The following is a 12690-nucleotide window of genomic DNA, read 5'->3' as shown; positions in this document are numbered from 1 at the left end:
TCATGAGCGCCCCGTCAATCTATGATCTGGAAAAACAGGACAGTGCCATACTCCACGCCAGCTGCGTGGCTGTAGGCGGGCGCGGTCTGCTGATTGTTGGCGCGTCAGGAGCGGGAAAATCAGAGCTGGTCTTGCAGATGATGGCGCTGGGTGCTGAACTTGTCGGCGATGACCGCGTGGCTTTACGCAATAACGGCGGTGAAGTGACTGCTGATGCGGCCCCAAATATCCGCGGCGTTATTGAGGCCCGCGGTATCGGATTGTTGCGCGCGCCACCCGTAGGACCAGTGGGCTTGCGCTATGTGGTGGATCTGGACCAGCGGGAAGAAGCACGTTTGCCAGATCCGATCTCGATCCGAGCCCTTAGGCAAACTGTGCCCTTGCTTCGCGGGCGCGGCGTTCCCAACTTGGCTTCGGCATTGATGCAACTGATGAAAATGGGGCGCGTGAACCCGGAATGGCCCAGCAAATGAAACAACAGCGGCGGATCGTTCTGATCACCGGCCCTTCGGGCGCTGGGCGGACAACGGCGATCCGTGTGCTTGAAGACTTGGGGTTCGAAGCCATCGACAATTTGCCGATGGGGCTTTTGATGCGTTTGTTGGACGGTTCGGAAAACGATCGGCCAATGGCGTTGGGCATCGATGCCCGAAATCGCGATTTCTCGACCATCGGGTTCATTGATCTTGTTATGCGGCTGCGGCGGACCGAGCAGGTCGAGCTGACAGTTCTCTATTTGGATTGCCAAAACGAAGTGCTGTTGCGGCGGTTTTCGGAAACCCGAAGGCGCCATCCGGTTGCGGCCAATGCAGGCCCTGAAGCCGGTGTATTGCAGGAAAAAGAGTTGTTGGCCCCGATCAGAGAAATTGCGGACATTCTGATCGACACCAGCCAGATTAACGTTCACCAGCTACGCAAGGAGGTCGAGCATTGGTTCGCTCCGGAAGGCGGTCGACATCTGGCGGTATCCATCGAATCTTTTTCGTACAAACGCGGCTTGCCGCACGGATTGGACATGGTTTTTGATTGCAGGTTTCTGGCGAATCCCTACTGGCGTCCGGAATTGCGAGCCGAAGATGGTCGAAACCAGGACGTGGCGCGCTATGTACAGTCTGACGCGAATTACGCGCCGTTTTTTGACCGTGTTGTCGATCTGCTGAAATTGTTGCTTCCGGCCTACCGCGCCGAAGGCAAAGCGCATCTCTCGGTGGCCTTCGGGTGTACTGGAGGGCAACACAGATCGGTCGCAACTGCAGAAGCGGTCGCAAAGGCCCTTGCACAGGGGGGGCAGCAAGTGGCAATTAGGCACCGCGAAATGGAACGACGATCGTTGAATGAGAGGCCGGATTGATCGGGATCGTACTCGTAGCACATGGCGGGCTGGCTCAGGAATATCTGGCCGCAATGCAGCATGTTGTCGGAAAGCAACCGGGCCTGGCCGCAATCTCGATTGAGGCTGACCACGACCGGGAAGCCAAGCAGTCAGAAATCTGCACCGCCGCTGACGGTGTCGATGTCGGCGACGGTGTGGTTGTCGTCACGGATCTATTCGGCGGCAGCCCGTCGAATCTAAGTCTGAAGGCCTGTGCGCCGCAGGATCGGCGTATTCTTTACGGTGCAAATCTGCCTATGCTGATTAAATTGGCCAAAAGTCGCCACCTGCCGATCGGGGATGCGGTTCGGCGGGCGATGGAGGCTGGACGCAAATATATCAATGCCCAAAACGTGACGTTAGATTAAGACCGGATTGATTAAGAATGACCAACCGAAGCTTGAAAATAATCAATGAAAAAGGCCTGCACGCCCGCGCCTCGGCTAAGCTGGTCGAAGTAGTTGAGGGGTTTGACGCGCAGGCAGAGGTGTCCAAAGACGGACTTTCTGCATCAGGGGACAGCATCATGGGTCTTTTGATGTTGGCAGCGTCTCGCGGAACGACTATTGACGTCGAGACGTCCGGACCGGATGCTGAGGCGTTGGCGGATGCATTGGAAACCCTTGTGAACGGAAAGTTCGGGGAAGGGTTCTAATCCTGCCAGTCGCGATACGAAGAACGGGAAAACCAGGAATTGGCGCAAACGACGCACGAGACCAAGACAGGCCCGGTGGTGGACGGGACGGAAGATCAGGGCGAAATCTATGATCGTAGAACCCTGACCTATGCGAATTCCTTCGACGATGCATGGACGTCTACAGCTATCCGCGCCATCGAATGGTGTACGGGTAAGCTAACCATTCTGCGGATGGTCAATAAGTTCGAAAAAAAGAACGAATACTATCGTGGTCAAAGGTTCTGGGGCGGTGCGCTTGAGGTCATGGGAATCAACTTGACCACGCCGCAGGACCAATATGCAAATATCCCGAAAGAAGGGCCTGTGATCGTCGTGGCCAATCACCCGCATGGCATGGTCGACGGCATGATACTGGCCGAATTGATCGGGCAGGTTCGGAATGACTACCGCATCCTGACCCGCTCGGTCCTGACCGGACTGGATGAGGCCGCGACCTCGTTCATGATCCCGGTTCCTTTTCCACACGACCCCGAAGCGCAAGCCAAAATGCTTGAGATGCGTGGCAAGGCGATGGAACACCTGAAGGAAGGTGGCGTGGTTGCGCTGTTCCCGTCGGGTGTGGTGATGTCCTCGGACGACTGGTTCGGTCCTGCGCAAGAGCAGGAATGGAATGTGTTTACCGCCAAGATGATCCGCCGATCCGGCGCGCAGGTGGTTCCGATTTTCTTCCCCGGCAGCAATTCACGCGCCTATCAGATTGCCAACAAGCTGTCGCCGATCCTACGACAGGGGCTGCTGCTGCATGAGATCGTTCGCTCTTGCAACAAGCCGCAATCTCCGGTGATTGGCGAGCCGATTTCGGACGAGGATATGAAGCTGCTGGAAAGTGATCCGCGCGGTTTCATGGCGTGGCTCAGAAAACGCACAATGGCGCTTGGTAAATCACGCGATTCCTGATCCGCTCTTCATTTGGCTCATAATATCCCGGGCGAGGGGGCTGGGCCCCGTTAGCGCGTTGGGACCGGTGTTTCACCTCTGTAATCATAAAACCCGCGTTCGGTCTTACGGCCAAGCCAGCCGGCTTCGACGTATTTTGTCAGCAGTGGGCAGGGCCGATACTTGGTGTCTGCCAACCCGTCGTGCAACACGTTCATAATCGCCAGACATGTGTCCAGCCCAATGAAATCAGCCAGTTCCAGCGGACCCATTGGATGGTTTGCGCCTAGCCGCATCGATTGATCAATCGACTGCACGCTGCCGACCCCTTCGTAGAGAGTATATACGGCCTCATTGATCATCGGCATCAGGATGCGATTCACGATGAAGGCCGGGAAGTCTTCCGCGCTTGCTGCGGTTTTACCAAGCCGGTCCACAACCGCTTTACACGATTTGAACGTCTCTTCATCCGTGGCAATCCCCCGGATCAGCTCGACCAGCTGCATCACGGGCACCGGGTTCATAAAGTGGAACCCCATGAAGCGTTCCGGCCGATCCGTTCGGCTGGCCAGGCGGGTAATCGAGATTGAGGACGTGTTGGATGTCAGAATCGTATGGGGCAGAAGATGCGGCTGCAGGTCTTCGAAAATCGCCTGTTTGATTGCTTCCCGCTCGGTCGCGGCTTCGATCACCAGATCGGTCTGACCTAACTGGGGCAGCTCCAACGTCGTGTTGATCCGGCTCAGTGTGGCTTGCATCATTTCGTCCGAGATTTTGCCTTTTGATGCTTGTCGGGCCAGATTGCCTTCAATCGTCGCCACGGCGCTGTCCAGCGCGTCCTGCGAGACATCGTTCAGCAGAACGTCATACTCTGCCAGCGCCAGAACATGAGCAATGCCATTGCCCATCTGACCTGCGCCAATCACTCCGACCGATTTTACATCCATGTTCAGGTGCCTTTGTGTCTCGGGATACGGCGACAGTATCGACAGATCGGGGCGGGCGGCAAGGGGATCCGACCGTTCGATTTTGCTTCAAATGCGCACATTAGGATTTTCTCAAGACTTGCGGCTGCAAGATGGCAACCGGGTGAAAAATGGGTGAGTGATATGAGCTATCATCAAACAGGCTCGGGGGGACCCGGGCATGAGGTTTGCCAATATGAAGGATCGCGGCTGTGGTTTCGCGGTGCTCGGCGTGTTCTGGATCAACCCTACGCAGCTTGCGTTGGCGGGGATGAGACATTTGGGCGATTCGTCGACCGACCATTCTCAGCTATTCTCGAAGATCGGCTTGAAAGACGCGTTCTGAACTTTGGATGCCTGTTCAGCGGCGTTGACGCGTTGTGCGATGACATGGGGTTGTGCAATTTGCTAAGGGGCGCAGATCTGTGCGTCATGCAGGCGCCAGGGCTTCTTGGGCAGTCCAATCGTTTTTATCGCGTTCATTCCAGGCGCAACGACCGGTTTTTGGCGCCAACGAAGGACTTGATCAACCTGTATCCCGAAATCGACTTCACCGAGATTCATTTCGTGCGCCACCTGATGACCTGCCTGCAAAAGGTTCGCGACGCGCGCATCGAAGTTGTTCTGGACGAACTGCGCCGAAACTGGGTTCGGAAGATTGGTGAATTTTTGCAAGGCCTCGAAACCCCGGTGATCCTCTTGCGGCTGCAGGTCCTTCGAGGAGAGCAGGGCGCGCATCACATTGACTTCGCCGATGTCGACGTAACGGATCAGATGATCCAGGTCGTTGGCAAATCCTGCACGGATATCGCCGACGTCAAAACCCATGTGTGCGGCCAGTCTGACGAGATTGAGGACATGTTGTTCGGTACACTGCAACAGCCAATGGCAGAGCACATGATTGGCCCAGCTGCCCATCGGGCGATTGCGGCAGCTTTGATGGGACCAATACGCAATCTGCATTAATAAAAAAAGGCCCGCCAATTAGCGGGCCTTTCCAAATTTCGCGATGAAAAAGCTAAGCCAGCGGTTAGCCGAGTTTCTCGGTCAGTTCGGGTACGGCCTGGAACAGATCTGCAACCAGTCCGAAATCCGCAACCTGGAAGATCGGCGCTTCTTCGTCCTTGTTGATCGCAACGATGACTTTCGAGTCTTTCATACCAGCCAAGTGCTGAATCGCGCCCGAGATGCCGATCGCGACATACAGGTCGGGTGCAACAACCTTACCGGTCTGACCGACCTGCCAGTCGTTCGGTGCATAGCCCGAGTCCACGGCGGCGCGCGATGCGCCAACTGCGGCACCCAGCTTGTCAGCAAGACCTTCGATCAGTTTGAAGTCCTCTTCCGACCCGACACCACGGCCGCCCGAGACAACAACCCCAGCCGAGGTTAGTTCCGGACGATCGCTCGCGGCAACTTTGTCCTCGACCCATGACGATAGACCTGGGTTGTCACCGACCGAGATGGTCTCAACCGCAGCCGAGCCGCCTTCGCCAGCCGCGTCAAAGGACGCCGTACGGAAGGTGACGACTTTTTTGGCATCGCGTGACTTCACGGTCTGGATCGCGTTGCCCGCATAGATCGGACGCTCAAAAGTCGAGCCGTCAACCACGCCAGATGCATCCGAGATCACCATCGCGTCCAGCAGGGCTGCAACGCGCGGCATCACGTTCTTGGCGTCAGTGGTGGCAGGAGCAACGATGTGCTCATAACCATCAGCCAGACCGACGATCAGGGCCGCGGTCGATTCAGCCAGGCGGTGGCCCAGCGATGCGTCTTCAGCGACCAGTACCTTGGACACACCGTCGATCTTGGCGGCGGCTTCACCGGCAGCAGCGGCAGAACCGCCCGCGGCCAAAACGGTGATGTCACCCAGTGCCTTTGCGGCAGTGACAGCCTTGGCGGTGGCGTCCATCGCCAGTTCGCCATTGTTGACTTCTGCGAGAAGAAGAACAGCCATTACACAGCCCCCGCTTCTTTGAGTTTCTCAACCAGCTCATCAACCGAGCCGACGACGATACCAGCAGCACGTGCCGGCGGCTCTTCGGTTTTGACGACTTCCAGACGAGGGGTGACGTCGACGCCGTAATCGGCGGCGGTTTTCTCGTCCAGCGGCTTTTTCTTCGCCTTCATGATGTTCGGCAGAGACGCATAGCGCGGCTCGTTCAAGCGCAGGTCAACAGTGACGATGGTCGGCATCTTGACGCTGATGGTCTGCAGGCCGCCGTCAACTTCACGGGTGATCTTGGCGCTGTCGCCTTCGATGTCCAGCTCGGACGCGAAGGTGCCTTGCGACCAGCCCAGCAGGGCCGACAGCATCTGACCGGTAGCGTTCATGTCGTTGTCGATCGCTTGCTTACCAGCCAAAACGATGCCGGGTTGCTCTTCCTCGACCACTTTGGCCAGGATCTTGGCAACGGCCAGCGGTTCGATGTCTTGATGGACGTCATCGGCGGCAACAACCAGAATGGCGCGGTCAGCGCCCATGGCCAGTGCGGTGCGCAGGGTTTCCTGCGATTGCTTGACGCCAATCGAAACCGCAACGATTTCGTCAGCCTTGCCTGCTTCTTTCAGGCGAATCGCTTCTTCCACAGCGATTTCGTCGAACGGGTTCATCGACATTTTGACATTGGCGAGATCAACACCGCTACCGTCCGCTTTCACGCGAACTTTCACATTATAGTCAATCACGCGTTTGACAGGCACGAGTACCTTCATTTTGCGCTTGCTCCTCACAAAAAACGGTAAGCCGCGAAGCGACTCCACCAATGCTCTCGGGGGACTGAATAGCGTCTCAGTTCACGCTGCAACAGGGCAAAATCGTCACGTCATGAACTTGAGACGTCGCGTTTCATGTATTTTGACGCAACGGCGTGAAATTTTATTGCTTTGGTGGCCGGTGCCAGAGCTTTGGGCCCCACCCGTTTGGCTGGGGTTTTGCTTTGTTGGTCGCTGCAGGGTTCGCCGGATCCCGCGCCAACTTCAGCGGTTTGCGCCCGGAACCCACAAAACGTCCGCAGTTCCGTTTTCGTTGGCGCAGCGGGCGGCAACAAAAAACCAGTCACTCAGACGATTGAGGTATTTCACCGCGACTGCGTTCACGGGCTCCATGTTGGTCAATTCGACCGCAAGGCGTTCGGCGCGGCGGGATACGGTTCTGCAGACATGCAGATTCGCTGCCAGACGCGACCCGCCGGGCAAAATGAAGCTTCGCAGCGGCTCCAGCGTTTCGTTCATCACGTCAATCTCGACTTCCAACCGATCAATCTGAGATGCAACGATGCGTAGGGGCGGGTAGTCGGCCTCGGCGTCTTTTTCCATGTCGGGGCGACAGAAATCTGCGCCCAGATCGAACAGGTCGTTTTGAATGCGCGCCAGGGCGGCATCGACGTCGCCTTCCGCCTCGGTCCGAGCAACGCCAACAAAAGCGTTCAGTTCGTCAACGGTCCCATACGCGGCCACGCGACCAGAATACTTGGCGACCCGTTCGCCGTTGCCCAGCGCAGTTTTTCCATCATCGCCGGTGCGGGTGTAAATCTTGTTCAGAACGACCATTTATTGAGCTCCTTGTCCGCGCAGGTAGACGTAGAGCACGATCAGCACCACAGCAATGAACTGGAACAGGATGCGAAGGCGCATCATCTTGTTGCTTTTCATCGCAGCAGCTTTGCCGCTTTTGCCGAAATTGGAGATGCCGATCGCCAACACGACGACGACCGCCGCCATGGCCAACAGCAAAATGACCATCAAAAGGTCCATAAGCACACCGTCCGCGTTTCTTGTTTCGTTTGGCTATCATCTAGCCTCATGTACATGAAAAGCGAACGGGTAATTTCGCCTCAGACGTCCGACAGAATGCGGTCGATAGTGCGGGTGGGCAAAAGGCGGCGCAGATATCCGGCGATATAGGTTGGCGTAGTGACATAGTAGCGCGCGCGCGGCCTTTTTGATTCAACCGCATGGGCCAGCTTGTCGGTCACCGCTGATGCAGGCAGTTCGAAACGATCCGGGCCTGAGGATTCGTACAGTCTTTTCAACAGCGAAGCCTCGTACTTTTCGCGCAGGGCGGAGTTCTCCCAGTTGATGAAACGCTCGAAGAAGGGGATCGAATTCTCGCGGATTTTCGACGTGATTGGGCCGGGTTCGATCAGGATGGCCTTGATATTCGTTCCGGCAAGTTCCAGACGCAGCGTGTCGGTAAGGCCTTCAATGGCATACTTTGTGGCGACATATGCGCCGCGCCATGGGAAGGCCACCAGGCCCAGAACCGACGAATTCTGAACGATTCGCCCGTGCCCCTGCGTGCGCATGACCGGAATCACCAGTCGGGTGAGTTCATGCCAACCAAAGAAGTTGGCCTCGAATATCACGCGGAGTCCTTCGGTCGGCAGATCTTCAACTGCGCCGGGCAAGCCGTGCGCTCCGTTGTTGAACAGCGCATCCAGCGTGCCTCCGGTGGCCTCAAGCACTTCGGTCAGGCCCGAGGCGATACTTGCGGCGTCGGTATAGTCGATGCGCGGGCTTTCAAAGCCTTGCGCGCGCAGCCGGTCGCAATCACGCTGCTGGCGGCAGGACGCAAAGACACGCCAGCCGCGCGCACGCATACCGTGTGCCGCGTCCAGACCGATGCCGGATGAGCAGCCGGTGATAAGAATGATTTTCTGCATGATCTTCCTGACCTTCAATTCAGGCCAAAGCTATTGCGAGGTGAGGGTCAGGACAATGACGGTGCAGCGTCAGTTTTGAATTTTTCGAACCAGTGAGGCGGAAATCCAACCGACCTGTTGCGCGGGCAACACGCGCAGGCGCAGCCAGCCGGTTCCGGAATCGCTCAGCACTTCGACCTTTTGTCCGATGGCCGCTTTGCCGACAATTGGGTATATGGTGCCCGGCCCATCGCGCATGTTCACCCGCGTTCCCGAGATTTCGCGGATGTCTTTTTCAGGTTCGGGAATCGCTGCGGCCTCTGATGTTTCCGGCAGGGGCGCATCATCGGTCTGACGCAATCCCGCCACGCCATCTTCCAGCGAAGCAAGCGTGATGTTTGCGCTCTGATCATCGAACACCGAGATGCCGGACAGAGACTGAAGGCTGGCTGGTTCGGCCACGATCTGCACGATCTCTTCGGGTTCAGGTTGGGGTTGTGCACGCACCGTCGGGGCCCGTACGGCCACATTGGTCACAAGTTCTTCAACCCGGGCGGGTGCTACTGCCGCAGGCTGGGATGCAGAAGCAACGCGTACGGGTTGATCGCTCCGCAAGCCGCGCGGTTCGAAATCTGGTCCGCCGCTCATAACGTAAAAACACCAGCCAAGTGCGGTGAAGGTCAAAATAATAAGGCGCGTCATGGCGCATCCCCCAGGTCAATCGTTAGGTACAAGAAATTGGCAGCAGTCTAATGAAGACAGCCTACCATATTTCGCGGTCCGAGTCGAAAACCGGGGGAATTCCGGGACTTGTCTCCCCCTGTTGCAAAAAGCGCGACTTGTCCCCAGCAAAATCTAAGCTGATTGCTTTACCAGCGCGCGCTTGCGGCGTATCACATCATATATGAACGATACGATAGACGACCCCAATATGGAGGCCCCCGACAATGGGGGCGAGATAGCTGAACCGCTGCGCCGCGCGATTGGCGAACGCTATCTGACCTATGCGCTGTCCACCATCATGCACCGGGCATTGCCCGATGCGCGCGATGGGCTGAAGCCTGTGCACAGGCGAATCCTCTATGCGATGCGCGAGCTTCGACTCAGCGCAACGGGCGGGTTCCGTAAATCCGCGAAGATTTCCGGCGACGTGATGGGTAACTATCACCCGCATGGCGATGCCGCGATCTACGATGCGATGGCGCGTCTGGCGCAGGATTTCAACGTTCGCTACCCGCTGGTCGACGGGCAGGGCAACTTTGGCAATATCGACGGTGATAACCCGGCGGCCTCACGTTACACAGAGGCGCGGATGACCATCGTGGCCGAAGCGTTGCTTGAGGGGCTGAACGAAGACGCCGTCGATTTCCGCGACAACTATGATGGCACGCTGTCCGAGCCGGTCGTACTGCCGGCGCAGTTTCCGAACCTGCTGGCCAATGGGTCCAGCGGAATCGCGGTGGGCATGGCAACGAACATCCCGCCGCACAATATTGCCGAGCTGTGTGATGCCTGTCTGCATCTGATCAAGGTGCCGGATGCCCGCGATGATACGTTGCTGAACTATGTGCCGGGTCCGGACTTCCCGACCGGTGGCATTATCGTCGAGCCCCCAGAGAATATTGCGCAGGCTTATCGAACCGGGCGTGGATCTTTCCGTCTGCGGTGCAAATACGAGGTCGAAGATCTGGGCCGCGGCCAGTGGCAGATCATTGTCACCGAGATCCCTTATCAAGTTCAGAAATCCAAACTGATCGAAAAGATCGCGGAACTGATCCAGACCAAGAAAATCCCGATCCTTGCCGACGTACGCGACGAATCCGCAGATGACATCCGCCTGATCCTCGAACCGCGCTCCAAGAACGTGGACCCAGAGGTTTTGATGGGCATGCTCTATCGCAGTTCGGACCTTGAGGTGCGATTCAGCCTGAACATGAACGTGCTGATCGACGGCGTGACGCCCAAGGTCTGCTCGATGAAGGAAGTGCTGCGCGCCTTCCTAGATCACCGGCAAGAGGTGCTGCTGCGCCGTTCGCGTCACCGCATGGCAAAGATCGACCACCGGCTGGAAGTGTTGGAGGGCTTTATTGTTGCCTTCCTCAACCTCGACCGTGTGATCGACATCATCCGCTACGACGACGACCCCAAAGCCGCGCTGATGCGTGAGGATTGGGGCATCGACCATATCCGCGCCACCAACGAGGCCGACTATGTCTCGCCCAAGCCGGGCGAGGGCGAATTGTCCGAGGTTCAGGTCGATGCGATCCTCAACATGCGCCTGCGCAGCTTGCGCCGTCTGGAAGAGATGGAACTGGTTCGTGAGCGCGACGCATTGATGTTGGAACGCGCCAATCTCGAAGACCTGCTGGCCGACCCGGCCCTGCAATGGGCCAAAATCGCCGAGCAGTTGAAAGAGACCAAGAAGACCTTTGGCAAAGACTATGAAGGTGGCGCGCGCCGAACCCAATTTGCCGAAGCCGGGCAGGTTGAAGAAGTGCCGCTTGAGGCAATGATCGACAAAGAACCGATCACGGTCGTCTGCTCTCAGATGGGCTGGATTCGCGCCATGACCGGTCACATCGACCTGAAGCGCGAGTTAAAGTTTAAGGACGGCGACGGCCCGAGTTTCATATTCCACGCCGAGACGACTGACCGCTTGCTGGTGTTTGCCTCGAACGGACGATTCTACACGCTCAGCGCCGCCAATCTGCCGGGTGGGCGCGGTATGGGCGAACCGCTGCGCCTGATGGTCGACCTACCGAATGAGGCACAGATCATCGACATCCTGATCCACAAGCCAGGGCGCAAGCTGTTGGTGGCGTCAGACGCGGGTAACGGTTTCATGGTGCCCGAAGATGACGTGTTGGCCCAGACCCGCAACGGTAAGCAGGTGCTGAACGTCAAAGCCGATGAGACGGCGATGATCTGTAAGCCCGTTTCGGGCGATCACGTCGCGGTTGTGTCGCAGAACGGCAAGTTCTTGGTGTTCCCAGTGGAAGAGCTGCCCGAAATGGGGCGCGGTAAGGGCGTACGCCTGCAAAAATACAATATGGCGCGCGGCCGACAGGGGACACTGGAACTGGATGGTGGCCTGTCTGACATCACGACCTTCAACTGGGAAGAGGGGCTGAGGTGGTCCATGGGCGGTGACAAGACCCGGCACGAGGCGGACATGTCACAGTGGCTGGCCAAACGGGCCAGCGTTGGGAAAAAAGCGCCTTATGGCTTCCCGCGCGACTATAAATTTTCGTGAGTAAGCGCGCAGGCAAGTGGATTTCTGCCGATACGGCTTGGCACAAGCCGTATCGTTGCGCTAGATCAAAGAAAAACAGGCATATCGAGACGAGAACATGTTGCGAGCTTTGACCCTGATTACCGGACTGGCCCTGATGGGCGCGTGCACGCAGACACAGGTTTACGAAGAGCCTGAGTCGCTGGGCGAATTCAAATTGCGCGTCAATTATGCCTTTGCTGAAAAGGCACGGAAGGGGCCGGTGTCGCGGGAAGCGACGCCTAAAGAGTGGGAAGACGCCATTCAGAACGCCGTGAATATTCGGCTTGGCCGGTATGAGGGTGCCCAGGAATACGACATAGGAATCAGTCTTGAGGGGTTTATGCTGGCCCCTCCGGGTGTGCCGGTGATCTACAATCCCAAAAGCACAGCAATCGTTCTGGTGAATGTTTATGACGTGCGCAAAAAAGAGTTTCTGGCCAAAGGCAAACAGTTCCAGGTTCTTGAAGACACGACCGGTGAAAGCGCTCTTACGGGATCCGGGCATACCCGCACCAGAGAAGAGCAAATGGACGGATTGGCGCTCAAGGTTGCCGATCGTGTCGAGGAATGGCTGGCCGAGGAACACAAGGACAACGGCTGGTTCGACAAGCGTCCCGACCTGATCCAGCCGTTGGAATCCGTCGAGGTCACCCAAAATCCGGCGTCTTAACCAGCTTTTAACGCAGGATGTGCTTGATTTTCCCCTTTGAACCAAATATCTCGCGCGCGCAGATGTAACCACGGGACCACGGGTCCCCCCAATCGCAAAAGGGCGCCTGAGGAATGGCAAAGGAAAAGTTTGAGCGTAATAAGCCGCACGTCAACATCGGCACGATTGGCCACGTTGACCACGGCAAGAC

Annotated in this window: 16 protein-coding genes; 8 read left to right on the top strand and 8 right to left on the bottom strand. The window is 57.2% G+C overall.

Annotated features, from left to right (window positions below):
- Positions 1-2: 2 nt before the first annotated feature.
- Genes AC2FID_RS14715 through AC2FID_RS14695 form a run of 5 tightly spaced genes read left to right on the top strand, consistent with a single transcriptional unit; the run spans position 3 to position 2966 of the window.
- Positions 3-473, top strand: a complete 471-nt coding sequence (locus AC2FID_RS14715) for an HPr kinase/phosphorylase (protein ID WP_496755540.1) — start codon at positions 3-5, stop codon at positions 471-473.
- The gene (rapZ, locus tag AC2FID_RS14710) at positions 470-1351 is read left to right on the top strand and encodes an RNase adapter RapZ (protein ID WP_496837461.1); all 882 of its coding nucleotides are present in this window, start codon (positions 470-472) and stop codon (positions 1349-1351) included. Before AC2FID_RS14715 ends, rapZ begins: the two co-directional genes overlap by 4 nt.
- The gene (locus AC2FID_RS14705; protein WP_058273260.1) at positions 1348-1740 is read left to right on the top strand and encodes a PTS sugar transporter subunit IIA; all 393 of its coding nucleotides are present in this window, start codon (positions 1348-1350) and stop codon (positions 1738-1740) included. The genes rapZ and AC2FID_RS14705 overlap by 4 nt, the downstream gene beginning before the upstream one ends.
- 17 nt (positions 1741-1757) lie before the next feature.
- Positions 1758-2027, top strand: coding sequence for an HPr family phosphocarrier protein (locus AC2FID_RS14700; protein WP_058273259.1), 270 nt, complete (start codon positions 1758-1760; stop codon positions 2025-2027).
- A 39-nt stretch (positions 2028-2066) separates the two neighbouring features.
- Complete coding sequence (locus tag AC2FID_RS14695; protein WP_109312295.1) at positions 2067-2966, top strand: lysophospholipid acyltransferase family protein; 900 nt, start codon at positions 2067-2069, stop codon at positions 2964-2966.
- A gap of 50 nt (positions 2967-3016) precedes the next feature.
- On the opposite strand, the gene AC2FID_RS14690 is transcribed toward AC2FID_RS14695, so the two are convergent.
- Positions 3017-3892 carry a 3-hydroxybutyryl-CoA dehydrogenase gene (locus AC2FID_RS14690; RefSeq protein WP_058273257.1) on the bottom strand — a complete coding sequence of 292 codons (876 nt, stop codon included), beginning with the start codon at positions 3890-3892 and terminating at the stop codon, positions 3017-3019.
- Between the two features lie 162 nt (positions 3893-4054).
- On the opposite strand from AC2FID_RS14690, the gene AC2FID_RS14685 reads away from it, so the two are divergent.
- A complete protein-coding gene (locus tag AC2FID_RS14685) occupies positions 4055-4876 on the top strand; it encodes a DUF6473 family protein (RefSeq protein ID WP_496755539.1) in 822 nt (273 codons plus the stop codon).
- A gap of 64 nt (positions 4877-4940) precedes the next feature.
- Here the strand turns inward: AC2FID_RS14685 and AC2FID_RS14680 are convergent, their stop codons facing one another.
- The 6 genes from AC2FID_RS14680 to AC2FID_RS14655 all read right to left on the bottom strand — a co-directional run bounded on the left by AC2FID_RS14680 (position 4941) and on the right by AC2FID_RS14655 (position 9258).
- Positions 4941-5870, bottom strand: a complete 930-nt coding sequence (locus AC2FID_RS14680; protein ID WP_496755538.1) for an electron transfer flavoprotein subunit alpha/FixB family protein — start codon at positions 5868-5870, stop codon at positions 4941-4943.
- Positions 5870-6628 carry an electron transfer flavoprotein subunit beta/FixA family protein gene (locus tag AC2FID_RS14675; RefSeq protein ID WP_058278923.1) on the bottom strand — a complete coding sequence of 253 codons (759 nt, stop codon included), beginning with the start codon at positions 6626-6628 and terminating at the stop codon, positions 5870-5872. The genes AC2FID_RS14680 and AC2FID_RS14675 overlap by 1 nt, the downstream gene beginning before the upstream one ends.
- A gap of 264 nt (positions 6629-6892) precedes the next feature.
- Positions 6893-7465: a cob(I)yrinic acid a,c-diamide adenosyltransferase gene (locus AC2FID_RS14670; protein WP_496723231.1), complete on the bottom strand. Its 573-nt coding sequence runs from the start codon at positions 7463-7465 to the stop codon at positions 6893-6895.
- Entirely contained in the window at positions 7466-7669 is a 204-nt protein-coding gene (locus AC2FID_RS14665; RefSeq protein ID WP_058273252.1) for a twin transmembrane helix small protein, read from the bottom strand.
- Positions 7670-7749: 80 nt separating this feature from the next.
- Entirely contained in the window at positions 7750-8577 is an 828-nt protein-coding gene (locus AC2FID_RS14660) for an SDR family NAD(P)-dependent oxidoreductase (protein ID WP_496837457.1), read from the bottom strand.
- A gap of 69 nt (positions 8578-8646) precedes the next feature.
- Positions 8647-9258 carry an SH3 domain-containing protein gene (locus AC2FID_RS14655; RefSeq protein WP_496723229.1) on the bottom strand — a complete coding sequence of 204 codons (612 nt, stop codon included), beginning with the start codon at positions 9256-9258 and terminating at the stop codon, positions 8647-8649.
- A gap of 202 nt (positions 9259-9460) precedes the next feature.
- On the opposite strand from AC2FID_RS14655, the gene parC reads away from it, so the two are divergent.
- Both parC and AC2FID_RS14645 read left to right on the top strand, forming a co-directional pair.
- The gene (gene parC / locus AC2FID_RS14650; protein ID WP_496837456.1) at positions 9461-11809 is read left to right on the top strand and encodes a DNA topoisomerase IV subunit A; all 2349 of its coding nucleotides are present in this window, start codon (positions 9461-9463) and stop codon (positions 11807-11809) included.
- Between the two features lie 97 nt (positions 11810-11906).
- Positions 11907-12500, top strand: coding sequence for a hypothetical protein (locus AC2FID_RS14645; RefSeq protein ID WP_058273249.1), 594 nt, complete (start codon positions 11907-11909; stop codon positions 12498-12500).
- Here the strand turns inward: AC2FID_RS14645 and AC2FID_RS14640 are convergent.
- Positions 12497-12690, bottom strand: a 194-nt coding sequence (locus tag AC2FID_RS14640; RefSeq protein WP_282153203.1) for a hypothetical protein, incomplete at its 5' end; no start/stop codon positions are given. The genes AC2FID_RS14645 and AC2FID_RS14640 overlap by 4 nt on opposite strands.

It is taken from the genome of Ruegeria sp. CDSC068 (assembly GCF_059610545.1).
The sequence above is the reverse complement of the archived record's forward strand: the minus strand, read 5'-3'. Positions and strand labels throughout refer to the sequence as shown.

Bases quoted from the DNA above. Each gene is read 5' to 3' on its own strand.
- AC2FID_RS14645 (WP_058273249.1), top strand. From the start codon at position 11,907: ATGTTGCGAGCTTTGACCCTGATTACCGGACTGGCCCTGATGGGCGCG.
- rapZ (WP_496837461.1), top strand. From the start codon at position 470: ATGAAACAACAGCGGCGGATCGTTCTGATCACCGGCCCTTCGGGCGCT.
- AC2FID_RS14660 (WP_496837457.1), bottom strand. From the start codon at position 8,577: ATGCAGAAAATCATTCTTATCACCGGCTGCTCATCCGGCATCGGTCTG.
- AC2FID_RS14665 (WP_058273252.1), bottom strand. From the start codon at position 7,669: ATGGACCTTTTGATGGTCATTTTGCTGTTGGCCATGGCGGCGGTCGTC.
- AC2FID_RS14680 (WP_496755538.1), bottom strand. From the start codon at position 5,870: ATGGCTGTTCTTCTTCTCGCAGAAGTCAACAATGGCGAACTGGCGATG.
- AC2FID_RS14670 (WP_496723231.1), bottom strand. From the start codon at position 7,465: ATGGTCGTTCTGAACAAGATTTACACCCGCACCGGCGATGATGGAAAA.
- AC2FID_RS14655 (WP_496723229.1), bottom strand. From the start codon at position 9,258: ATGACGCGCCTTATTATTTTGACCTTCACCGCACTTGGCTGGTGTTTT.
- AC2FID_RS14715 (WP_496755540.1), top strand. From the start codon at position 3: ATGAGCGCCCCGTCAATCTATGATCTGGAAAAACAGGACAGTGCCATA.
- AC2FID_RS14685 (WP_496755539.1), top strand. From the start codon at position 4,055: ATGAGCTATCATCAAACAGGCTCGGGGGGACCCGGGCATGAGGTTTGC.
- parC (WP_496837456.1), top strand. From the start codon at position 9,461: ATGAACGATACGATAGACGACCCCAATATGGAGGCCCCCGACAATGGG.
- AC2FID_RS14690 (WP_058273257.1), bottom strand. From the start codon at position 3,892: ATGGATGTAAAATCGGTCGGAGTGATTGGCGCAGGTCAGATGGGCAAT.
- AC2FID_RS14675 (WP_058278923.1), bottom strand. From the start codon at position 6,628: ATGAAGGTACTCGTGCCTGTCAAACGCGTGATTGACTATAATGTGAAA.
- AC2FID_RS14700 (WP_058273259.1), top strand. From the start codon at position 1,758: ATGACCAACCGAAGCTTGAAAATAATCAATGAAAAAGGCCTGCACGCC.